Consider the following 22,410-nt stretch of genomic DNA (forward strand, 5'->3'; position numbering starts at 1 on the left):
TGGGACGGGGCAGGAGCACATGATGCAGTGGACGCTCAAGAAGCGACTGACGCTGGGGTTCGGCGTGATGCTGGCCCTGCTGGCCCTGGTCGCCCTGGTGGGGCAGTACCAGCTGGGCCAGATCCAGTTCTACAACAGCCGGCTGGACTCCCGCGCCTTCCGCCTCTCCCTGGCCCAGGCCTGGGAGACGCAGGTGAAGCTGGCGGTGGCGACCAAGTCCGCGCTGCCGGCGCTGGACGCGGAGCCGGTGGGCAAGCTCAAGGGCCTGGTCGAGGCCCGCGAGGAGCGGCAGCTGCTGGACGCCGCCCTGTCCTCCTTGGCCGCCGGCCCGGAGGGGCACCAGGCGGCGGTGGGGCAGCTGGCGGGCGGGCTCGTGAAGCTGCAGATCGCCGACAGCGGCCAGCTCCAGGCCGCCCTCAATCGTGCGGTGACGCTCAACTGGAGCGTGCTGGCCCTGGGCCTGGTGGCGGGCGTGATCGTGGCCTTGCGGCTGCTGGCGGCCCTCGTCACGCCGTTGCAGAAGGCCTCGGCCCTGGCCGAACGCATCGCGGACGGCGACCTCACCGGCGCCGTGGGCGCCCACGCGCAGGACGAGGTGGGCGCGCTGCTGGACGCCCTGGAGCGCATGCAGGCCAAGCTCGCCACCCTGGTCGGGCAGGTGCGCGGCGGGGCGGAGTCCGTGGCCAATGCCTCCAAGGAGATCGCCTCGGGCAACCATGACCTCTCGGCTCGCACCGAGCAGCAGGCCGCCTCGCTGGAGCAGACCGCGTCCAGCATGGAGGAGCTGGGCTCCACCGTGCGGCACAACGCCGACAACGCCCATCAGGCCAAGCAGCTGGCCCAGCAGGCCTCCGACGTCGCGCGTGACGGCGGCGTCGTGGTGGGCCAGGTGGTGGACACCATGCGCGGCATTCACGAGGCTTCGCGCAAGATCGGGGACATCATCGGCGTGATCGACGGCATCGCCTTCCAGACCAACATCCTCGCCCTGAACGCCGCGGTGGAGGCGGCCCGCGCCGGCGAGCAGGGTCGCGGCTTCGCGGTGGTGGCGGGCGAGGTGCGCAACCTGGCCCAGCGCAGCGCCGAGGCCGCCCGCGAGATCAAGGGCCTCATCGGCGCCAGCATGGAGCGCGTGGAGAAGGGCACGGCCCTTGTCGACCAGGCCGGCGGCACCATGGGCGAGGTGGTGGGCGCGATCCAGCGCGTCAGCGACATCGTGGCCGAGATCTCCGCCGCCAGCGGCGAGCAGGCCAATGGCGTCACCCAGGTGGGCGAGGCCGTGCACCACATGGACCAGGCTACGCAGCAGAACGCGGCCCTGGTCGAGCAGATGGCCGCCGCGGCCAGCAGCCTGCAGGGGCAGGCGGACGAGCTGGTGAGGCAGGTGGGGGTGTTCAGGGTGGGGTGATGATGCCTGATGCCGGCTAGGCGGTCGGCGGCTCGCCCTGCTGCGGCGCATGGACATGCAGGACGCAGGGATCCCGTGCGTCGAGCGCGCGCTTGTCGCGGCCCAGCAGACCTACCGCGAGCTCCGTCACTGGCCCGCTGCCGAGCTCGGCTGGATGCACGTACGTGAACAGGCCGGGCCCCTGGCTGCTGACCGCCCAGCCCGCAACCCGGGCCAGGGGCGCGACGGAGAAGTCCGCCGAGCCGCTGCCTGGATGAACCGGGCCATGAAGGGCGAGGACCTCCCGCGCCCGGTCCTCCAGAGCCTCCGCCGGCAAGGCGGGATCGAGGATCACGAAGGTGCCATTGGAGAACAGGACCCAACGCAGTGCGCTGTCGCTCACGGTCTGCTCGACGGCGGCGATGAGGTCTCGGACGGGAAGCAGTTCCATGATCGGGCTCCAGGACGGTGTCACGCGAAGGTTCAGGGGCGGTGGAAGCGCTGGTCGAGCGCGCTTCTGGCGTAGGCGCCGTTCTTGTCTCGCACGGCGGTGATGGCATCCAGCGGAATGTCACCCGCCACTACCAGCTCCCGGGTTCGCATGGCGTCGCGAGCGGCGCTGTTGCGCTCGTATGCATCGTCCCCTTCGGCGTAGGGCAATGTGGGGTCCGGATCCTCGACCTCATGAATGCGCTCCATGGCGGCATCCGTGTGCGTGTCGAAAACGCGGGACTTGGAGATTCGCGCCAGGTCGACCGTGGCCACACCGCGGTCCGACTCGAACAGTTTCGCACTGGAGCCGAAGATTGGGTGGGATGTCGTGGTGAAGGACACGAAGGGACTGCCGCCCTGGGCTTCCTTGGCGCGCTGGTGGTTGCGGATCTCGGTGTCCCGCTCCTCGGGGGACCTGCCCGGGATCTGCGTGGCGATCTGGGCCCAGGTGTCGTCGCTGCCGGTCTTCTTGCGCGGGTCCGCGTCGATCTGCACGCCGCGTGCGCCGTCCGGGTTGTCGTACTTGTTCAGCGCTCGGCTGACATGGCGCTTCACGAAGATGTCCTGCGCGTCCTGCACGTACTCCTGGCCGGACTCCCGGTGCTTGTACACCTCCCGCACTTCCTCCTGCGGTGTGAGGGGGTTGAGGGTCTGGTCAAGCAGCGGGGCGCGTTCGAATCGCTGGTCGTTGAAGTACACCGTCGCGATGCGGATGGGCACGGCCTCCGCCTCGCCCTCCCTGACCACGTCGACCTGGGCGATGTCGTCATTCATGACAGCCGTGAGCTGGAACTGCTGGGCCTGCGCATACTCGGTCCACAGCCTGACCAGCTCCGAGTAGTCGACGCCGGAGGCCTTGTAGCCCTTCTCGTAGCCCTGCACGATGGGGTCGGCGATGGCATGGCGACCGTAGCTGCTCGAGTACCGGTAGAGGATGGTGTTGAGCGCCTTGATGTCGATCTTCTTGTTTTCGTCAGCGCGCTCCTGCAGGTCAGTCTGGACCAGGGGGTAGACGGTCTGGGCGAGAGTGCGGCCCTGGGCGAGCAGTCCGTACTTCTTTGCGTCGGGCAAGGGATGGTCGACGAGGAAGGTGTCTCGCTTGTCGCCCTCGGCCTTGATCTTCTCCGCGGAGAAGTTGTGGACGAAGTGCTGCCCCTGGTCCTGGAAGAAGCTCATCTCGATGGCCTTGATGAGATAGGTCTGCCGCAGCTCCAGATCGCTGGTCTGCTGGGTGAAGTTGAGGTCCAGCTGGTTGCGCTGGGCCTTCTTTCCTGCCTTGTAGTTCGCGTAGATGCCGGCCACGCCGGTGGCGAGGTCCTGGATTTCCTGGGTCTGCGCGCTGACGTCGCCGGCCTTGAAGGCCACCTTGTCCCCGACGCACTGGGCGACCCCCAGCAGGGTGCCAGCAGCCGTCACGAGCGGACGGGACTCCGCCGTCTGGCGCTGTGCCGGTGCGGGCTGTCGGGCTCCCATGCCGAGCGCGCGCGCGCCCATCACATCCGCCTCGCGCTCCAGCCCGGCATCGTCATTGACGGCCACGCCGCGCTTCATCTGCCGCGTGGGCTTCACCCGCCCCTGCGCCTGCTGCACCACGTGCCAGGCCTCGTGCGGCAGATGCTTCTCCTGGCCCGGCCCGAGGTGGATGTCCTGCCCTTGCGCATAGGCGTGGGCCTGCAAGGCCGCGGGCTTGGCGGAGTTGCGGTGCACGCGCACCCCCGACATGTCCATGCCCGACAGCGTTTCGATGCCTCTTTGCAGTCCCTCTGGCAAGCCGCCGCGCGCCGGGGGCTCGGCCGCCGATGCCGACCGGAGCTGCGCCAGGCGGGCGCCCTGCTGCAGCTGGCGTGGGCTCTCCTGCCACTGGGAGGCACTGCCGGCGTCGCCCCGGCTGGTGCTTTCTTGAGAGGCCGAAGCCGCGCTGCGCGTGGACTCGGCGCTCGCGGGCTGCGGGGCATGGGTGAGCGTGGATGGCATGGTCAGGACCCCCTCAATGGGCGCTGCGAGCCGGCAGGTGGGAGGCGATGGGCCGCTGCCTCATTTGCCCTGCCCCTTGGCGATGGAGTTGCCCACGTTGGCCTCCATCTGGCGCCGGCGCTTGTTGTTCTTCGCGGCGCTGATGCGCGGGTTCTCCGTGCGGCCCTTGCCCGGCTTGTGCGAGGTGGTCTTGCCGTTGGGGCCGGTCTTGGAATGCGAAGCCCCCAGCGAGTGGCCCTTGGCCTTGCGGGGGTTCAGCTGCGCGATCTGCGCGCCCTGCGCCTGCTGACGCGGCGAGTCGGACGCCCCGTTCGCGCCCGCATGGGCGGCTGCCTGGCGCTGAACGGGCGCCACCGGCGCCTGGGTTCTCTCGTTCGACTTCATGGCTTCTCGACCTTTCTCTTGAGCAGCGCCATCAGCGCTGCAACCACGGGAATCGCAATGAGGGCCAGCAGCTGCGCATTGCTGTTGCGTATGCCGGCCAACGCCGGGTCGCACTCCAGCAGGGCCGCGCCCAGGACCACCGGCGGAATGCCTGCCAGCAGGGCCAGGCGGCCGTAGCGGGCGCGCCATTCGCAGTTCCACTGGAAGGCCACCCACGTCAGCAGGCCGGCCAGGATCAGCAGGTCGAAGAGCAGGCGCAGCAGCCAGCGGTTGGGGCAGACGAAGCCGCAGATGGCCTCGCTGATGCCCAGGCCCGGATCGCCGACGAAGACCCGACGCAGCATCTCGCGCTGCTCGTTCTTCATCAGGCTGTCGACCAGGGGCGAGGGCCAGAAGCCGATGCCGTCGAAGTTGTCCTGCACATAGACCAGGTCGTCCTGGTATTGCTGGGTGTCCAGCTGCGGCAGCACGAGCAGGGGCACGACGCTGCGCAGGAAGATGCGGCGGTCCCCGCCCTTGAGCGCGGGGCTGGCCTCGATGGTGCTGCGCAGCTGCTTCTTGCTGTCCGTGCTGGGCTCCGACAGCAGGACCAGGAAACGCAGCTGCACATTGCTGTTGCGCTTGTAGTCGCTGTTGGTCTCGACGATGCGGCCATTGAGCATCTCCGGCTTCTCGACGGCCTTGAGCAGCTCGAAGAGCTTGTCCACCGCGAAGGGTCCGGCCTCGGCCAGCATCCGGTCGCTGAGCATCAGATTGATCGCGTAGCGCCGCTCCGGGTTCTCGCCCAGGGCCTCGCCCAGGCCGCGGATGAAGCGCGGGTAGAAGGCCGCGAAGCGATCGGCCAGCACGGGGTCCTTGCTGCGGTCGGGCAGCTGGTCGAAGTAGACCGTCAACCCATCGCCCGCGTACTGCACCTCGGCAAAGCCGGGCAGCCAGGACCGGGCCCTGGCCTTCCAGCCCTTCAGCGGCGTGTCCAGCAGGTCCCGTGCATGGCGCGGCACCTGGGTGCTGAGGCGGGCCAGCAGGGCCTCGCGCGCCTGGGCCGGCTCGGTGGCCAGGAAGCGCCAGTCGCGGCGGTAGATGCCAAAGTCGATGCGGGTGTCGTAGCGGCGGGCGGTGTCGATGTAGTCGACCTGGTCGGCGGCCAGCGAGGGGAGGGTCAGGTCTTGATCCAGGGGCAGCGCAAAGGGCGTGATGCGGTGAATCAGGCTGAAGTCCATGGGCTGCGGCGGCTCGGGGCTCAGCCAGTTCGGGGCGATGGCGTAGATCAGCTGGCGCGCCCGTGCGTTGGTGCAGTGGCAGTCCGGCGTGGCAGACCACTGCGGCGATCCGGCCCACAGCACCCGTTCGCGCGCGGCGGCATCCGCCAGCCATTCGCGCAGCGCGGGGGGCAGCAGCCAGCTCGGCAGCTCGCGCAGGGAGAGCTGCTCGGCGGCCGCGGGCAGGGCGCTGGCAGCGGCGCCGGGTGCTGCGCTCGCCGCCGCACTTGCCGCGCTCGCCGCGCTCGCCACTGGCTGCGGGCGGCGCGCGCCGGTCTTGGCCGTGCCTGCCTTGCCAGCGGCGGCCTGGGTGGCGTCCTCGCGGGGCGGATTGAGGGCCTTCGCGCAGGTCTCGGCCAGCTGCCGGCTGTCGGGTGCCGGGCGCTTCAGGCGCTGCGCCTCGGCCGTCACCAGCTGGCGCACCTGGGCGCAGGCCAGGGCATCGATGGCGGCCAGGAACAGGGCGCGGCTGGGGTACTCGATGCCCATCACCGGCTCCAGCCACAGGGGCAGCTGCTTGTTCTGGTCCTCGGTCCAGGCCAGGCCGGCGGGCGGTGGCAGCGTGGGGGCGCCGGGGTCTGCCGCGGGGAGGCTGGCCGCGGGCTCGGAGGCGGGCGCGCCCTCGGTGCCGGCCGCAGTGCCCGCATCGGCCCCCGCGGCAGGCTTGATAAGGGTGGCCAGGGCATCCAGCTGGGCGGGCTGGAGCTGGTAGACGATGGCGGTGCTTGCGCGGTTCGGGGTCTTGCCCAGCTCGCGGCGGTCGATCTGGCTCAGCGGCGGCGTGGGGCTGCTGGCCGCCGAGGCGGCGGGCTCGGGCTTGCGCACCGGCAGGATGCGCAGCACATAGGCCTGCCCGGCCAGGCGGCCCGCGCCGTCCTCCACGCTGAGCCGGAAGCGGAAGAGCCCGGCCTTGGTGGGCACGCCGCCCAGCGGGCCGGTGGGGTCCAGGCTCAGGCCGTCGGGCAGGCTGCCCTCGGCCAGGCTGAAGACATAGGGCGGCTTGCCACCGACGGCGCGCACCTCGCGCTGGTAGCGCACGCCCACCGTACCGTTGGGGAGGTAGTCGGGTCGGCGCTCCATGCTCAGCGGGTCGGGGTCCACGCAGGCGGGGCGCGGCGCGGCGCTGCACTGGGCCGCGCCGGGCAGCTGGATGCTGGAGACCGACGGTGCCGGCGTCACAGGCCGGGTCTCGGCGGGCGGTGCCGCCGCGGAGGCGGGCGCCGCTGCTGGTGCCGGTGCCGAGCGGGCTGGCGCCGGCGCGCTGGCGGGTGTCAGGGCCTGAGCCTGTGCCGGGCCAGCGCCCGCCCCGTCACTCCAGACGGCCAGGCCGGCGGGCAGCAGGGCCAGGGCCAGCAGCGAGGCCAGGCCGGCACTGCGCCGCAGCAGGGCCGGCAGCCGGCGTCCTTCAGGCGCATGGCGGCTCATAGGGTCCTCCCTTCCTTGCGCAGTTCCTTGGCCAGGCCGGTGCGCAGCTCCAGCAGGCGGATCTGCTGGCGGCCGTCGCGCAGCGCACTGAGCGCGGCATGGCGGATCACGTTGGCGATGGCCCCGCCGGCCAGCTCGTAGCGCTGCGCCAGGCCGATCAGGTCCACCTCGGGGGCCAGGTGTTGCGCGGCCAGCATGCCCTGCCACAGGCGCAGGCGGGCATCGGCATCGGGCATGGGGAAATAGATCATCGATTGAAAGCGGCGAGAGAAGGCCTCGTCCAGGTTGCTGCGCAGATTGCTGGCCAGGATGACGACGCCCGGGAAGTCCTCCACGCGCTGCAGGAGGTAGGCGATCTCCTGGTTGGCGTGGTGGTCGTTGGCATTGCTGACGGCGCCGCGCTTGCCGAACAGCGCGTCCGCCTCGTCGAAGAACAGGATCCAGCGCCGCGTGGCGGCCTGGTCGAAGACACGGGCCAGGTTCTTCTCCGTCTCGCCGATGTACTTGGAGACCACCATGGAGAGGTCGATGCGGTAGACGTCCGCCCCGGTGCGCTGGCCGATCAGCGTGGCCGTCAGCGTCTTGCCCGTGCCGGGCGGGCCGTGGAAGAGGGCACGGTAGCCGGGCTTGAGCGCGCGGGCCAGGCCCCAGTCCTGCATCAAGACCTGACCCTGCTGCATCCAGGCGCAGATCTGCTCGACCTCGTCCAGCACATCGGGCGGCAGCACCAGGTCGCTCCAGTCCAGGGGCGACTCGATGCGCTTGGCGGGGAACTGCAGGCTGTAGTCCGGGCGATCCGCCTGGCCGCTGCTGAGCAGCTGCAGGGCCTCGCTGCTGAGCTGCAGCGTGCCGCTGAGCCGGGGCTCGCCTGCCGGCGGCAGGTCCAGCTGCAGGAAGCCGCGCTGCACCAGCGGGTGGCGCGGATCGAAGAGCTCCAGCAAGGCCACGCGTCGGGGCAGGGACTCGCCGGCGATCAGGAAGGCCGCCGTCTCGCCCGTGGGCAGGAAGCCGCCATGCGCCTGCGCCTTGATGCCGCCGAACTCGGTGAAGCCGCGCTCCAGGTTCTCGTTGCGCATGAAGAGCAGGTCCAGGGCTGCGGGGCGCAGGTGGGGCACCAGGCCCAGGGCCAGCAGCAGGCGCTCCTCGGGGCCCAGGCGCATCTCGTCCACCCAGCGGCCCAGCTCGCTGCCAGCGGGCGGCGCGGGGGGCGGATCGGCCGCCTCCAGGCCTTCGTCCCGCTGCTGGAAGTGCTGCTCCAGGCGCAGGGTCAGCACCCGGTCCAGCCAGTCCAGCTCCTGCTGCAGGGCCAGGCTGTGCGGGGTCTCAACGCCATTCCACATGCAGCACTCCTTCCATCCACGGCAGACGGATCGTCGAGAAGCCCCAGGGCAGGCGGTCCAGCAGCACGTCCAGGCCGCGCTTCTCCACCCGCAGGCGCCAGGCTGGCGGGGCGTCCGATCGCGGCTTCTCCGGCGCCAGGCGGCCCTGGCGCTGCAGAAAGGTCTCGCGCAGGCCGGCCACCGAGGTGCGACCCAGCGCCTTCCAGTGCGCGATGACGGCCTGCAGCATCTGCTCAAGCACGGCCAGGGTCTCGGCCGGCAGGGGCGGCACCGCGGGCAGCACCGTCGCCGTGCCGGCGCCGCACAGCAGGCGGGACAGCACGCTGTGGCATTCCTCGCGCGGCTGGGCGCCATGGCACAGCTCCTGCAGGCACTGCACGGCCACGGCGCGCGCGGTCTCGTCGCGGAAGCGGCCCTGGTCCAGCAGGTCCAGGTGCTTGAACAGGCGCTCGGCATAAGCCGCAAGCAGGACCTGGCCGGCGTCGTCCACCCAGATGGGCTCGCGCCCGGACACGGGCGCAGGCGCCGCGGCCGGCTCGGTAGCGGGCGGCCTGGACTGCTGGTAGGCCTCGCGCAGGGGACCGGCCTCGGGCGGGCGGCCCTCCAGGAACAAGACGCGGCACAGGCGGCGCCAGTGCTCGGCCAGCGCGGCGGCGGGCTCCTGCATGGCCTGGCCCAGCCAGCGCAGCAGGCGCCCGGCCCGCTGCTGCAGGCCCTGGGTTGCGGCCCCGAACTGGGCGCGGATCATCTGCCAGCGCCGGGACTCGTCGAACAGGCGGACCCAGCGCGCGCAGGCCTGCTCGGTGCTGAGCAGGCGCGCCAGGCGCAGGCGCTGCGGCCAGTGCCAGCGTCCCTGCTCGCACTGGCGGGCGAGGCCCTGCAGCGCGCGGTCCAGGGTGGCGCTGGGCGGGCCGTCCTGCGCGGCGGAGCGCTCGGGCCGGGGCGGCGCGGGCGGCAGCCAGGGCTCCTTCGTCGACGCCGGCGGGGCGGCCGGCGCGGTCTCGGCAAGCCGCGGCCGGGCCAGGTCCTCGGGCCGTTCCCAGCGCCGCCAGGCGGCTTCCCAGAAGCGCTGCCAGCCGGCGTGGCTGTCCGGCAGGCGCTCGCCGCGGGCGAGGGCATCCAGGCAGGCCTCCATCAGCAGGCCCTGCAGGCGCGACAGGCCCGGCCGCAGCCCCGGCCGGGCGTGTCGCTGCAGGCGCAGGGCGGTCTGGCGCAGGGACTCGGCCCAGTGCAGGGCCGGCGCAGCCTGAGGCAGCGCCAGGGCCTCGGGCCCGCGCGAGTGGCCGCTCTCCAGGCAGCCCAGCAGGCCACCGAAGCTGGCGGCGTCCAGGGCCAGGGCCCAGCGGCGGCGCGCCGGGGCGTCCTGCATCCACAGCCGCAGGCGCTGGCCCAGGGCCTGCGCGTGCTGGCCGGACAGCATCCGCAGCTGCTCCAGCAGGCGGACCTGCCGGGCCTGGCTCAGGCGGCGCCCGCCATCGAGCAGGGGGCGCAGGCGCTGCAGGCTGGCCTCCCAGACGCGGCCCGGGCTGGCGCCAGCCGGGGCGCCGGGGGTCAGGTCTTGCCCTGGGTGGGCATCGGGCTGTGCGGCCAGCAGTGCCTGCAGCAGGCCGGGCTCGCCCGAGGCGGGGGCCAGGGGCAGCAGTCGCTCCTGCCAGCCCGAGCCGAGCGAGCGGCCCAGTTCGGCCTGCAGGGCCTGCAGCAGGCGCTGGCGCCGGGCCTCGCCCAGGGGCCGGCCGCGGGCGTCCCAGAGCAGGTCCAGGGCCTGGGCCCGCAGCACCTGCTGCAGGCGCTGGCGCTCGTAGGCGCTGAGCCGGCCGCTGGCCTGCAGGGGCAGCAGGGCGCCTTCGTCGAGCGCCTCCAGCTGGCGGCCCAGGTCCGGGTCACGCTGGGCCAGCAGGGCCTGCAGGCCCTCGTGGGGGCTGATCAGGCGCAGGCGCTGCAGGAGGAGGGGGCCGGCGCGGTGGCGCTCCAGGGCCCGCCACAGCTGCGGCCCCTGCTGCCGGACCAGCCAGGCCAGCCAGCGCGACAGCGAACCCTGAGGCGTGCTCGTCAGCTGCCAGGGCAGGTGGCCTCGTTCCAGATAGGTCAGGAAGTGCTGCAGGGCCTGGCCGCCGGAGACGGCACCGGGGGCCTCGGCCGGCCGTGTCCAGGGCAGCAGGGCCTCTTCCAGGGCCCGCTGCAGGCGCAGGCCCCATTCCTGCTCGTCCTGGGCGGCATGCAGGCGGCCCAGGTCCAGCACCAGGCTGTCCAGGGCGGGTTGACGCAGGCGGGGTGCCAGCCGGTCGAACAGCTGCTCCATGTGGCGCTGGCCATCGCCGCGCAGGAAGCGCATCAGGCGCTCGTGCAGGGCGTGGCTGTGCGTGGCGGCACGGCCGCTCGGGTGGCGCAGCTCCAGGCGCAGGGTCTCGATCACGTGCGTGTTCATGGCCGGGCCCGTGGGTGCTGAGGCGGCGGCTCGTCGGCGGCGTTCCGGCCTGACTTCTGCGCCGTCTCCAGGCACTGGCGCAACTGCTCGGCGGCCTGGTCCAGGGTCTGGCAGAGGCTGGGCGCGGCCTGGCCGCCGAGCAGGGCCTGGCAGTAGCGGCGCCGCAGGTCCAGCCAGTGCTGCCAGCGGGCTTCGAACTCGCGCAGGGCATCGGCGTCCAGCCACAGCACGCTGCAGCGCAGATGGGCCGGGGCCTCGCGGCGCAGCAGGGCCTGGGTCAGCTCGCGGAAGCGCTCGTCGCGGCCGCGCGCCGTCCAGCCGCTGCAGACCAGGTAGAGCTGCACGCCCCCCTCGGGCAGCGGGCAGGCGGCGCTGCGGCCGTCCGTGCAGGGGCGCAGCAGCAGGGGCTCGACCAGGTGCAGGCCCTCGCCCTGCAGCTGGACCAGGCAGGCCAGCTCGTGCAGGGCATGGGCCAGGTTGCGGGCCTGCTCGCGGGTGGGCACCGCGGCCAGGCGCCAGGCGGCACGGCCGCTGTCGTCCAGCAGCAGCAGGGGGCCGGATTCGCCCGCCTCGGCATCCACGACGAAGCGCTGCGGCGCGAGGGCGGCCAGCAGGCAGTCGGTGTCAGCGCCGATGCGGCGCAGCAGCGGGCCCAGCTGCTGCAGCCGCTGCTCCAGGGTCGGTCCCTCCAGCGGCCGTGCGCGGGACTGCGAATCCAGCACGGGCTGCAGGCGGCCGATCTGATCCTCGCCCAGCGCCATGCGGGGGCTGCTGGCGCTGTGCTGCGCCTCCAGGGCCGCCAGCGTGCGGCCCAGCAGCCGGCTGTGGCCGCTCAGCATGCCCAGCTGCAGGGACAGGCGCTCCTGCAGCGGCGGGGTGTTGTCCGCCTGGTCCAGCAGGGCCCGGCTGTAGTCGGGCGCGGCATGGCGCTCCTGCGTGAGCCGTGGCAGCCGTTGCGCGAAGCTGCGCTTGAGCCGCAGCAGGTGCAGGCTCCAGGCCGCGGGCGCGAAGTAGCAGGGCAGGCCCTGCAGCAGGCCGTGGTCCAGCACCTCGCCGTGCAGGGCCAGCTGATAGTCCAGCAGGCGGTGGCGCCGCTCCAGGGGGTCGTCGTCGATCCAGCCGCCCGGGGGCAGCTGGCTCGGCGGTGTCTGCAGCAGGGCCTCGATGCCAGGCAGCTGGGCTTCGCCAGGCAGCCCGGGCCAGTAGCTGCGGGTGTCCGGCTGATCCAGGGCATAGAGGTGCGGCATCTGTTCGCGCTGCACCTGGACCTGCAGCAGGCCCTGCTCCAGCAGCGCCCGGTAGCCGGTCCATTGCGCGCGCAGGCCGGGCACCTCGTCCCGGGCGGTCTGCAGGGCCTGCTCGTAGAGAGCGGGCAGCACGGCGGTGGCCGGCAGGTGATCCTCGCGCCGCGCGGGCAGGGGTGGCAGGTCCTCCTCGGCCGGAAAGCCCTGCCAGGTCTGCAGATGGGCCCGGGACACCGCCGAGCCGCCGCTGCCGGCACGGCGCATGTACATCACGCGGCGCCATTCCTGCAGCTCCGCCAGCAGCGGCCCCAGCTCCAGGCGCATGGCGGCGCCGTCCTTGAGCACGGTCCAGCCTTCCAGGTCGGCGGCTCGCTCGGGCCAGCGCAGGCGTAGGGCCCAGTCCATGCCCCAGCGCTGCAGCCCGCCGTGGGGCAGCAGGGTGGCATCGGCCAGGGCCTGGTCCTCGGGCGGCAGGTCCAGGCGCAGGTCCTCGACGCTCTCGAGGCCGTGCAGGCCGCCCAGCTGGCGGGCCAGGTCGGCCGGGTGCAGCACGGGATGGCGGGACTCCAGCCACTGCAGCTCCTCCTCGTGGGCGGCCCGGCCGAGGGGGCCGTCGCTGAACTCGCCCTCGGGCTGCAGCAGGTCCTGCTCGGGGCTGTCGGGGATGCGGCTGGAGATGCAGTCGTCGCAGCGCTGCAGCAGCTCGCCCAGCAGCTCGGGCAGCTCCCGCTCGCCGGTGACGGCGATGCGCAGCTGGCGCAGCACGATCCAGCGCGGCTGCAGGGCCTGCGGCGGATGCGCCAGGTCCTCGGCCAGGTTGCGCCGGCTCCAGAAGGCCTTCAGCGCCTGCTGGAGCAGGCCGGGCTGGTCGGGGTCGGCGTCGCCGCGGTCCTGCAGGCTCAGGGTCCACAGGCCCTGGAAGCGGCCGGCCGGGTCTTGCTGGGCGCGGATCTGCAGCTGGCGGGCCTGCGGCAGCTGCTGGCGCAGCCACAGCTGCCAGTCGCGTTCGCTGAGGGGGCGGCAGGGCTCCTGGCGTTCGCGGTGCGAGAGGCCGAAGCGTTCCCAGGCCGCGTCGTCGTCCTGCGGCTGCAGGCCCAGCAGCGTGGGCACGGGCTGGCGCGCGGCGAAGACGTCCTCGGTGATCGCGTAGCAGAGCGCCTCCAGCAGGCTCACGCCGGGGTCGTGCAGGTTGTAGTCCGTCCAGAGCCGGCCCGAGGCCTGCTGCGCGCGGTCCACCCCCAGGGCGCGCAGGGCGTCGAAGCCCAGCGGGTCGGGGCTGTCGCCGCGGTGGCGGGCGATGCCGGTGGGCAGGGGGGCGTTCATGGCTGGGCTCCGCGGGGTTGGCCGCCCTGCATGTGGGGATCGAACCAGAGCTGGCTGAGGTGGACCTGGATGCGCAGGTCGTCCCCGAAATTGCAGGCGGTGCGGATCTGCAGCTTGTAGCTGGCCTTGCGGCCTTCGCTACCGTGCCAGCGCAGCTGCAGGCGGTCGCAGCGGCGGCCCCACCAGGACTGGGTGGTGCGGATGCCGCGCTGGCGCTGCAGCCAGCCCAGCAGGCCACGGCCGGGGTTGTAGGTGCTCAGCGCGATGGCGTGCATGAGGCTGAAGTGACCGCTGCCGGGCTGTCCGGCGCCGGCCACCAGCTCGAAGCCCTGGCAGCCCTGCAGCTCGGGGGTCAGGTCTTGCCAGCTGCCATCGGCCAGCACCGGCCCGGGCAGGGGCAGGTTGCCGCGGCGGCCGTGGGCTGCCACATGGCCCTGGACGTCCAGGCGGTCGGCGGGATCGGCCGTGCCGATGCCCACGCGCTGGCGCAGGTCCAGGCTCAGCAGGGGGTCCGTGCCCTGGCCGGGGCTCTGGAACAGCAGCTGGTTGCGCTGGGCGTGCAGGGCGGCCCGCCACAGGGCCTGCTCGGGCATCTGGTCGCGGTAGAAGCTGATCAGCGCGTCGTGGCCCACGGGCGCATAGATCTCCTCGCCGTTGGCGACGGTCTTGCGGAAGCCCTCGTCGGCCATGTTGAGCATGGAGTCGATGAGATCGGCGAAATGCTCCTGCGTGGGCAGCTGACCCTCGCGGAAGTAGTTCTTCAGCGTTTCGCGGTTTCTGCACGTCATGGAGAGTCCTGCCCGATGATGAAGCTGCCACCCAGGGTGAGCTTGGCGATCCCGCTGACGGGCGCGCGGGGGCTGGGGTGTTCGCTGAGTTCAAGGAGATGACCCCGCGTGGGCAAGGCCAGGCTCCAGGGCCTGGCGGGCCTGAGCAGGCGATGGCCGGTGGCGGTGTCGCGCAGGGTGTAGTGGCCCTCGTCGTCACGGATGATGTGCAGCAGCGAGGCCTGGCCGATCTGCCCCACGCCGGGCTGGGCGCGCAGGAAGGCCTCGACTTCGTCGACCTGCAGCTGCCAGTCGAAGTGCATGGTGGGGCCGCCTTCGCGCCAGGGGGAGAGGAAGCCGCGCAGGGCGTCGGTGATCTGGCGCAGGCGCTCGCCGGCGGGCTCGCCGGGCTTGAGGCGCAGGCTGCAGCGCACCTGCAGGCGTTCGTAGGTGGCATTGCGCACCAGCAGGGGCTGGCCCGGCGGCATGCGGGACTGCAGCCAGCGCTGGATGCGGGCCAGGGTGGCGGCGTCCAGCTTGGGCGCCTCGGCCCCGTCGGGGGCGACGCCGGCCGGCAGGGCGGGCACGACGACCACGGTCAGGCGGCCGTCGCCGCGCGGGTCGCTGCGGGGGATGCACTTCACGCGCTGCACCTCGGGGAACTGCTGCAGCACGAGGCGCTCGTAATCCCAGGGCATGGCGGCCCGGCCGCGGTGCCGCAGGCGCTCGGCGATACGGGTGATCCACTCGGGCTGCGATTCGGCCGCGCGTTCGGCGAAGGAGGGCCAGGGCTGGCGCACGGCGGCAAGACCTGGCACCGCCTCCTGGGCCGCGCGCACCGACAGCGGCGCCAGCGGCTGCGGCAGGGCCGGCCCCTGCAGGCGGGTCAGCACGCCATTGGTCCACACCCCCTGGAGACCCGCCAGCAGGGGCAGGCGCCCGTCGCCCAGCAGGCGCAGCCAGAAGGGACCGGCCGGCAGGCTGGGGCAGCCGCTGCTCATGCCCGCGGGCAGATCCAGCAGGACCACGCCGCTGCGCAGCAGGCCCTCGGTGCCGTCCATCAGCACGCGATGGGCTTCGAGCTCGACCCAGTCGTCGCCGCACCAGGCCTGCCAGCGCAGGCGCGGCAGCGGGCGGCCCAGGGGCTCGCGCGCCGATTCGGAGCGCAGCTTGAACAGCAGGCTCAGCGTGCCCTGCGGCTGCTCGCCCTGCAGGCCGATCATCAGCTGGCCCATGGCCGGCCAGTGGGGCAGCACGGGGCGCGGGTCGGACTGGGGCAGGGCATGCAGGGCCTGGCTGCCGAAGGGCCAGAGGTAGCGCAGCTCGGTGCCGTCCGCCAGGGGCTCGCCGCTGCGGGCGGGGATGCGCTGCCTGGCGACGTAGTCCGCCTCGACAGCGGCCAGGGTGGGGGTCCAGGGCGCTTGCGGCAGGGGCGCGGGCTGCTTGAGCTTGCTGTTGAGGGTCAGGGTGCTGGTGAGCAGGCGCGGGTAGTCGGCATGGCCGAATGCATGGGGCGTGCCCGCGAGGGTCAGGCGGAAATAGCCGTGGCGGGTCAGCAGGCTGTAGTCGCGCACCGGGCCGGTGGCGGGCCGGTGCAGGCGCAGCAGGGGCGTGCCGTCGAAGTCCAGGGTCTGGTCCGCCAGGGGCTTGTTGCGGGGCGCGGCGGGGAACAGGCGCAGGCCCTGGCTGTCCGTCGGGCCCTGCCCGCCCTCGATGTCGCCGTCCCCGCCCACCTCGCGCCACCGGCCATCCGCCAGCACCGAGGCCTGCACGCGCAGTGCCTGGCTGTTCCAGGGCGCATCGGGGTAGCCGGCGTAGTGCTCGTCCCAGGCGCGGCGCGGCAGGCCCTGCCAGTGCAGGTGCAGCTGCAGGGATTGCAGCGGCTTCTGGACCAGCTCCGGGTGGCTGAACATCAGGTAGGAGCCGGGCTCTGGCAGGGGCCCGAAGGGCATGAAGGGCTTGCTGGGATCCAGGCGGCCCAGCTGGTTGTGCAGCTCCAGGGCCCGCAGCCCCTGCACCTGGACCTCCAGCTGCAGGGCCTCCAGGGGCAGCTGCTGCAGCAGGCTGCTGGCGAAGAGGCGCGAGCGGCTCTGCAGCTGCAGTTGCAGCACGGGCAGGGCGGGCCAGCCCTCGCCGTGCACCGCGGGCCGCGCGGCGCTGACGGCCGCTTGCTCCGAGCCCAGCAGCAGGCACAGCAGGAAGCCCGCGGCCGGCGGCTGCGCCGTGCCGGCTGGCTCTGCCGGCCGGGCGCCCGGCGCGCTGTGGGCCAGGGACCCGTGAATGGCGAAGACCTCGTCCACGGCCATCCAGCCCTCGGCGCCGCTGAGGGCCGCGGACCAGGCGCCGCGGAACACCCGGTCGAAGACCAGGGAGCGTTCCAGCGGGCGCTCCGAGTAGAGCAGGGACAGCGGGTCGTCCACGTCGACCTGCTGGCCGGGCTCGGGCACGTAGTCCGCCAGCACCTGCGCGGCATGGCCGCGCAGCAGGCCCAGGGCGTCCATGGGCAGATCGGCCGTGGTGGCGCAGAGCCAGACGGCGAAGAGCCGGCCCAGCCAGGGCGTCAGCGTCTCCGGGCTCTGCGCATGCAGGCAGCGGGCCAGCAGGTACTGCAGCCAGGGGGCGCCCTGCAGGCCGGGGGCCTCGTCCGTCAGGCGCTGCAGCAGCAGGCGCCAGTGCGCCTGATCCGGCGCCTCGCCCGGTGGCTGCCAGCCCTCCTGGCGCTCGCGCTGAACCAGGTACTGGCAGGCCGCCACCGAGGGCGGCGGGCCGCCGTCGGCAAAGCCTTCCGGCACGCGCAGGTGCAGGTGCAGCTGGATGCGGCGCTGGCCCTCGCGCAGCTGCAGCAGCGGGCTGGCCAGGGCCAGGCCCTGGCGCGCCGGCCGGCTGTCGCTGCCACCGCCCAGCGGCGGGCGGGCCTTGGGGTCGACGTCCGCCAGGCTGTCGGCGGCCGGCGTCTCGCCTTGCCAGGCCAGCGTGCCGGTGGCGTAGCCGTAGTCGCGCTCGGGCGAGATGTCGGGATCGCGGGGCTGGTAGAGGCTCAGCAGATGGCTCACCCGCAGCGGGCTCAGCCACAGCTCGTGCAGGGACTCCACGCTGCGGCTGACGCCGTCCTGGCTCGCGACGAAGCGGGTGCCGGCGGGCAGCTGCACCGGGCGCCGGGCATGGGGCTGGCGTTCCAGCAGCAGATGCACCAGGGCCGGCACCTCGGGCTCGCGGCCCAGGCCCAGGCGATGGGCGTAGTAGTAGTGCGTCAGGCGTTCGTTGAAGCGGTCCAGCGGCTCGCGGCTGAGCTGCAGCAGCTGGGTCTGGGCCAGCAGCAGGCCGATGGAAGGCTCGTGCCACTGCGTGCGCAGGCTGCCGGGCAGGGCCTTCTGGGCGGCGACCTGCAGGCCGGCCAGCACGCGGCACATCGACAGCCACAGCAGCCGGTGCTCGCGCAGGCCGGCGGGGCGCGTGGGGGTGTCCGTGCCGCTCGCCTGAAGGCCCCAGTGCGGATGCCAGGCGCGCGCGGCCTCCTCCGGCGTCAGCAGGCCGCGCAGCTGCGGGGCCAGCACGCCTGCCAGGCGGTCCTGCAGCAAGCGGGCGACGGCATGCAGCGGGTCGTCCGCCGGCACGCCGGGTTCGTCCAGGCAGGCCAGCAGGCGGCTGTGCCAGCGGTTGAGTGCCTGGGCCAGGGCCAGGCACTGGCGGCGCTGCTGGGCGGGGGCGAGGGTGTCCAGCTGCAGGGCCTGGGCCTGCCACTGGGCCACCGGCAGGGCCGAGAGCTCGGCCAGCAGCAGGCTCAGGTCCTGTTCCAGCAGGTCGGACCAGCGCCCGCCAGGCAGGCCGCGCAGGGTGATGAAGTCCAGCTGTCGCGACCACTGCAGCAGCTGGCGCAGGCGCTGGGCCAGGCTCAGCTCGTCCGGGCGGAAATGGCCGGGCAGCAGCGCGGGGCTGAGGCGGGTGTCCTGTTGCGAGCCGGTGTACATGCGGTGCCTTCCTGCTCAGCCGGCCTGGACCGGGTGGCTGGCCTGGTCCAGGTAGAGCGGGTAGACCATGTTGTGCCGGGTGTTGGTGGTGCGCACGCGGTAGGACAGGTCGATCTCGATGCGAGCCCAGTCCTCGGGCGAGACGCGCGCCTCCAGCGCCTCGACCTCGATGCGCGGCTCGAAGTACATGATGGCCAGGCGCAGCATGCTGCACAGCTCGTTGAGCGTCTGCGGCGTGGCCTGCTCGAAGACGAACTGGTGCAGCAGCGTTCCGTAGGCATGCTGCATGACCCGCTCGCCGCGGCGCGTGCCGAAGAGGATGCGCAGGCTCTCCTCGATGTCCGGCACGTCCTCGCACAGCACCAGGCGCTGGTCCGCATCGAAGCGCGGGGGGAAGCTCCAGCCTCGGCCAAGAATGCTCATGTCATCCACCAATCAGGACAGTGGGCAGGCCGAGCACGATGCTGCCGCCGTGCGCCGTGGGATCGCCGATGCGTGCGGCCGGCTTCTTGCCGATCATCACGGTGGTCGAGCCCATCACGATGGTGTCGGGCGGGCCCACGCAGACGGCGTTGTCCCCGACCACGGCGGCCGGGATCATGCCGATCAGCACGGTGGGCACGCCCGGCCCGACGATGGGGCCGCCCACGTGCGGGATGGGCGGCAGCCCGGGCGTCTGCATGGGGCAGGTGTGGAGGTCGGTGAGGCGGGCTGCAGGGGGCATGGCGGGCCTCTCAATTGATCATGACCAGCGCACCCTTGACGGTGGTCTGGCCGGACGCGGAGAGTTCGGCGCTGGCGGCGCCCTTGGCGGTGAAGCCGATCTGGGCCTCGGCGCTGACGTTGAGCCCCTTGGCGCTGTAGTCGGCCGTGGCGCTCCAGCTGATCTTGGCGGTGGCGTCGCCCTGGATGTTGGCCTGGGCCGTCATCTTGATGTCCTTGATGCTGTCCAGGGTGATGCCGTTCTGGTCCAGGGTGATGCTGTTGCCGTTCTGGTCCTTCAGCACGCACTGCTTGCCTTCGTCGTCCAGGATCAGCGTGTTCTTCGAGGCGGTCTCGATGGTGATGGACTTCTTCTCCTCGTCGAAGATCAGCCGGTGCTTGTAGCGGGTGACCACGGCCTTGGTGTTGTTCTCGGCGGCCAGCTCGTAGGGCGGCATGCGGCTGCTGGAGTAGAGGCTGCCCAGCACCACGGGGTGGGTGGGGTCGTCGTTGAAGAAGCCGACGATGACCTCGTCGTCCACTTCGGGCAGGAAGAAGCTGCCGAAGCCGTTGGAGGCATGGAACTGGGCCAGGCGGGCCCAGATGGTGGGGGTGTCGGCCATCAGGGCCGGCAGGGAGATCTGGATGCGCTGCTGGCCCTCCGGGTCGGCGTCGAGCTTGACGACCTTGCCGATGTGCAGGCCGCGCACGCCCGGCAGCAGGCCGGCGTTGGCGGGGGCCTTGATGTCGGGGCGCTGCATCTGCCAGTCAGGCGGCATGCCGAACTCGGCGTGGCTGATCCAGTTGCCGTCGCTGATCTCGTGCTGGACGGCGCTGAGGTAGCAGTTGCCGTTGAAGCGCGCGCTCACGCCCTTGAGCTCCAGCACGGTGCCAGGTCTTGCCAGCGCATTGCCCTGGAAGCTCAGCTGGCCGCGGTGGCGGGCGAGCGCGGCCTTGAGCTGGGTGGACTTGGCCCAGGCGTCCAGCACGTCCTTGGTCTGCGGGGCGCAGCTCTGCAGGGCGACGGTGGCGGGCGAGGCCACGCCGGCCAGGGCGCTGCCGTCCAGGTTGCCCTGGCCGGCGTCCGCACCCGGGCTCTCGCTGCTGCCTTGCAGCAGGGCCTGGCTCTCCAGGCTCCAGCTGGAGGCCTGCACGGCGGTCCACTGGCTGCGGGCGTCGATGTCGGCGCTGAAGTCGATGAGGTCGGCGCCCCAGGTCACCTGAAGCGTCGGAGCGGCGCTGAGCGCGGGCGCCTTGACGACCAGCTTGCCGTCCTCGCACTGCAGCACCAGGCCCATCAGCTCGGCGCGGGCCAGCATGAAGTCCCAGTCGCTGCAGTAGTGCTGGGCCAGCATCTTGTGCTGGGCCGAGGTGGCGTCCACCTCGGCGCCGAGGCCGTGGGCCGAGATCAGACTCTGGATGATGGCGCTGTCGGTCTGGTCGACGTAGTGCGCGCTGCGCCGGCCCAGGGTCATCTTGCAGGCGGCATGGCGGCATTCCAGCTCGAGGCGGCTGTCGTTCTCGCCGAAGATGCGGAAGCCGTGGCGCACGAGCAGGCCGCTGAAGATGGGCTGCTCCTCGTCGCCATAGCCGGCGCTGATGCTGATCAGCGCGCCGGGCTTGAAGAGATTGCCCTCGCTGAGCGGGGCGATGCCCTGGGGCATGTCGCCGTCCTGGATCACCAGGCGGGCCCAGGACACGCTGTTGAGCGCATGGCGCACCGTCAGCGAGATGAGGGGCAGCACCGCCTGCGGCGCGCCGTCGCAGCTCACGGTGACCCGCACCGGGCCGTCGCTGTTGAGGGCAGGGGACTGCGGCATGGTGTCAGCTCAGCGGAGGGAAATGCAGGCGCAGGCCGGCGGGCAGGCGGCGGAACTCGCGCAGGCCGTTGAAAGCCGCCACCTCGGGGTAGTAGCGGGCGTCGCCATAGATGCGCAGGCACAGCAGGGGCAGGGTGTCGCCGTCCACGACCAGCACGCTGTGGCTCAGGTCGGGCGAGGAGCGGTTGGCCTCCAGATTGGCCTGCGAGTTGCTGGCGAAGCCCATGAAGCTCATCTCGCAGTGCGCGCGCAGCGGCGCGCCGCTGGGCTTGAAGAGGGTGTACTGCGTGCTGAAGGACTGCAGCCGGCCGTTGAAGATCAGCGTGCCCCAGGCCACCTGCACATGGTTGGGCTCGTGCGCGCTGCTGTCGTAGTTGTAGACGATGCGGCACAGCTGCTCGAGCTGGGTCACCACCTCCACCACCGGGCCCTCGCCGCCCACGGCGCCGGTGCCGTCCAGCACCAGGCTGAAGCTGATGGAGTCGGGCTCCACGGCGCTGAAGCGCATGCGGTTGCGGTTCTGCCCCTGCGTGCGGCGCTTGTTGTAGCGGATCTCACGCGAATGGGTGAACTCGGCCGGGTTGATCTGGACCTTGAAGCGCTTGCCGGTATCCGGCGTGGGCGGATCGCTGTTGGGCACCAGCTGGGTGATGGTGAGGGGCTGCTTGCTCATGGTCAGCGCTCGCGTTGCTGGCGCAGGGCGTCCTGGAACCACTGGCGGCAGGCCGCCAGGATCTCCTGCTTGAGCAGCTCGGCATCCAGGGCGCTGGCCTCGGCGTCGCCGCGCGCGCGGGCCTGGCTGTCGCCGGATCCCTCGATGTCGTCGTCCTCGTCGGCCACCGTGGCCTTCAGCACCAGTTGACGGACTTCCAGGCTCATGACGGGGTCACCAGGCTCTGGTAGGCCAGCTCGATTTCCTCGATGGCCACCTCGTTGCGTTGCGACTCGAAGGCGTTGATGGTCCAGCGAATCGGGTAGGCCTTGCTGCAGGTCCAGACCATCAGCGGATTCAGCTCGGCGTCCATCAGCTGCACCTGCACGTCATTGAGGACCAGGGGAATGGAGAGGCCGGGCTCCAGGCTGTCCTTGCACCAGCGCACGAAGGGCGAGCCGCGGTCGACCAGGCCGCGCTTGAGCAGCAGCCGCCGCGCCCGGGCCTGCTTGGGCAGCTGCAGCACGAAGCGGTTCTCGCCGCCGTCGGTCACGTCCTCCGTCTCCAGGCTGTGCTCCAGCCCGGAGACTTCCTGGAAGGAGGTCAGGACCGGGCTGGCGCTGCTGCCTGAACGGGAGAATCCCACCCGGAAGGCGAAGGCCGCCGGCATCTCGGCCGGCGGAGCGTCGGCCATGAAGTTCGGCGAGCCCTGCATCCAGGCGGGAAGTGCCACGGGCATGGTGTCCTCAGGCGTTGGCGATGGTGAGGCCCTCGTGGACGATCTCGATCGTCTCGACGGCCACCTCGTTGCCCTCGGACTTGAGGTCCGTGCCCGTGATCTTGCTGGGCCAGGCATTGGTCAGCGTCCACACCATGGTGGGCTTGCCTTCCTCGTCCAGCAGGCTGATCGTGACCGGCACGCGCTTGATGGTGTTCATCTTGATCTGGTTGAACCACTCCCAGAACTTGTTGTCCGACTTGAACACGCCCTTCTTCATGGTCACGTTGCCGTACTTCTTGAGGCCCGGCATCTTGATCGCCGAGAAGACGGGGCTGTCGCCATGCCGGTACTCGATGGGCTGGGCCTCCACGTCCAGCCCCGAGATCTCCTCGAAGGACAGCACAGCGGAATCCCACTTCACCTGGAAATAGAACTTGGGCAAGGGCCACACATTGGTGGATTGCTTGGAACCGTCATCAGCCATTTCTTTGCTCCATTGCTTGTTGCCTTGGGGGCAGGGGGGCTAG

17 protein-coding genes are annotated in these 22,410 nt (G+C 72.0%); 1 reads left to right on the plus strand and 16 read right to left on the minus strand.

All coding sequences use genetic code 11. The features are described 5' to 3' along the window. Positions 1-22 precede the first annotated feature (22 nt). Positions 23-1,408, plus strand: a complete 1,386-nt coding sequence (locus tag ABDJ40_RS16085) for a methyl-accepting chemotaxis protein (RefSeq protein WP_347611391.1) — start codon at positions 23-25, stop codon at positions 1,406-1,408. 16 nt (positions 1,409-1,424) lie between these two features. Here ABDJ40_RS16085 and ABDJ40_RS16090 read toward each other — a convergent pair whose 3' ends face one another. From ABDJ40_RS16090 to ABDJ40_RS16165, 16 genes are read right to left on the minus strand one after another with little or no spacing between them, the layout of a single operon-like run. Further along, a complete protein-coding gene (locus ABDJ40_RS16090) occupies positions 1,425-1,838 on the minus strand; it encodes a hypothetical protein (RefSeq protein ID WP_347611392.1) in 414 nt (137 codons plus the stop codon). A gap of 32 nt (positions 1,839-1,870) precedes the next feature. Beyond that, positions 1,871-3,853 (minus strand): eCIS core domain-containing protein, encoded by a 1,983-nt coding sequence (locus ABDJ40_RS16095; protein ID WP_347611393.1) that lies wholly within the window; start codon positions 3,851-3,853, stop codon positions 1,871-1,873. Positions 3,854-3,913: 60 nt separating this feature from the next. Then, a complete protein-coding gene (locus ABDJ40_RS16100; RefSeq protein WP_347611394.1) occupies positions 3,914-4,237 on the minus strand; it encodes a hypothetical protein in 324 nt (107 codons plus the stop codon). Then, positions 4,234-6,921 (minus strand): putative Ig domain-containing protein, encoded by a 2,688-nt coding sequence (locus ABDJ40_RS16105; RefSeq protein ID WP_347611395.1) that lies wholly within the window; start codon positions 6,919-6,921, stop codon positions 4,234-4,236. Before ABDJ40_RS16105 ends, ABDJ40_RS16100 begins: the two co-directional genes overlap by 4 nt. Further along, a complete protein-coding gene (locus ABDJ40_RS16110; protein ID WP_347611396.1) occupies positions 6,918-8,261 on the minus strand; it encodes an ATP-binding protein in 1,344 nt (447 codons plus the stop codon). The genes ABDJ40_RS16105 and ABDJ40_RS16110 overlap by 4 nt, the downstream gene beginning before the upstream one ends. Further along, positions 8,245-10,686: a contractile injection system tape measure protein gene (locus ABDJ40_RS16115; protein WP_347611397.1), complete on the minus strand. Its 2,442-nt coding sequence runs from the start codon at positions 10,684-10,686 to the stop codon at positions 8,245-8,247. Before ABDJ40_RS16115 ends, ABDJ40_RS16110 begins: the two co-directional genes overlap by 17 nt. Next, entirely contained in the window at positions 10,683-13,253 is a 2,571-nt protein-coding gene (locus ABDJ40_RS16120; protein ID WP_347611398.1) for a hypothetical protein, read from the minus strand. The genes ABDJ40_RS16115 and ABDJ40_RS16120 overlap by 4 nt, the downstream gene beginning before the upstream one ends. Then, positions 13,250-14,041, minus strand: a complete 792-nt coding sequence (locus ABDJ40_RS16125; protein WP_347611399.1) for a hypothetical protein — start codon at positions 14,039-14,041, stop codon at positions 13,250-13,252. Before ABDJ40_RS16125 ends, ABDJ40_RS16120 begins: the two co-directional genes overlap by 4 nt. Beyond that, positions 14,038-17,988 (minus strand): hypothetical protein, encoded by a 3,951-nt coding sequence (locus ABDJ40_RS16130; RefSeq protein WP_347611400.1) that lies wholly within the window; start codon positions 17,986-17,988, stop codon positions 14,038-14,040. Before ABDJ40_RS16130 ends, ABDJ40_RS16125 begins: the two co-directional genes overlap by 4 nt. A 15-nt stretch (positions 17,989-18,003) precedes the next feature. After that, the gene (locus ABDJ40_RS16135) at positions 18,004-18,411 is read right to left on the minus strand and encodes a GPW/gp25 family protein (RefSeq protein WP_347611401.1); all 408 of its coding nucleotides are present in this window, start codon (positions 18,409-18,411) and stop codon (positions 18,004-18,006) included. A gap of 1 nt (position 18,412) precedes the next feature. Continuing rightward, positions 18,413-18,712 (minus strand): PAAR domain-containing protein, encoded by a 300-nt coding sequence (locus tag ABDJ40_RS16140; RefSeq protein WP_347611402.1) that lies wholly within the window; start codon positions 18,710-18,712, stop codon positions 18,413-18,415. Between the two features lie 10 nt (positions 18,713-18,722). After that, positions 18,723-20,510, minus strand: coding sequence for a type VI secretion system tip protein VgrG (vgrG, locus tag ABDJ40_RS16145; RefSeq protein ID WP_347611403.1), 1,788 nt, complete (start codon positions 20,508-20,510; stop codon positions 18,723-18,725). 4 nt (positions 20,511-20,514) lie between these two features. Then, positions 20,515-21,183, minus strand: a complete 669-nt coding sequence (locus ABDJ40_RS16150) for a CIS tube protein (protein ID WP_347611404.1) — start codon at positions 21,181-21,183, stop codon at positions 20,515-20,517. A gap of 2 nt (positions 21,184-21,185) precedes the next feature. Beyond that, positions 21,186-21,389 (minus strand): DUF5908 family protein, encoded by a 204-nt coding sequence (locus ABDJ40_RS16155; protein ID WP_347611405.1) that lies wholly within the window; start codon positions 21,387-21,389, stop codon positions 21,186-21,188. Next, positions 21,386-21,901 carry a phage tail protein gene (locus ABDJ40_RS16160; protein ID WP_347611406.1) on the minus strand — a complete coding sequence of 172 codons (516 nt, stop codon included), beginning with the start codon at positions 21,899-21,901 and terminating at the stop codon, positions 21,386-21,388. Before ABDJ40_RS16160 ends, ABDJ40_RS16155 begins: the two co-directional genes overlap by 4 nt. Positions 21,902-21,908: 7 nt before the next feature. Next, complete coding sequence (locus ABDJ40_RS16165; RefSeq protein ID WP_269633486.1) at positions 21,909-22,367, minus strand: phage tail protein; 459 nt, start codon at positions 22,365-22,367, stop codon at positions 21,909-21,911. Positions 22,368-22,410: the final 43 nt, after the last annotated feature.

The sequence above is a fragment of the Roseateles flavus genome, assembly GCF_039872765.1.
GTDB lineage: Bacteria > Pseudomonadota > Gammaproteobacteria > Burkholderiales > Burkholderiaceae_C > Roseateles_B > Roseateles_B flavus.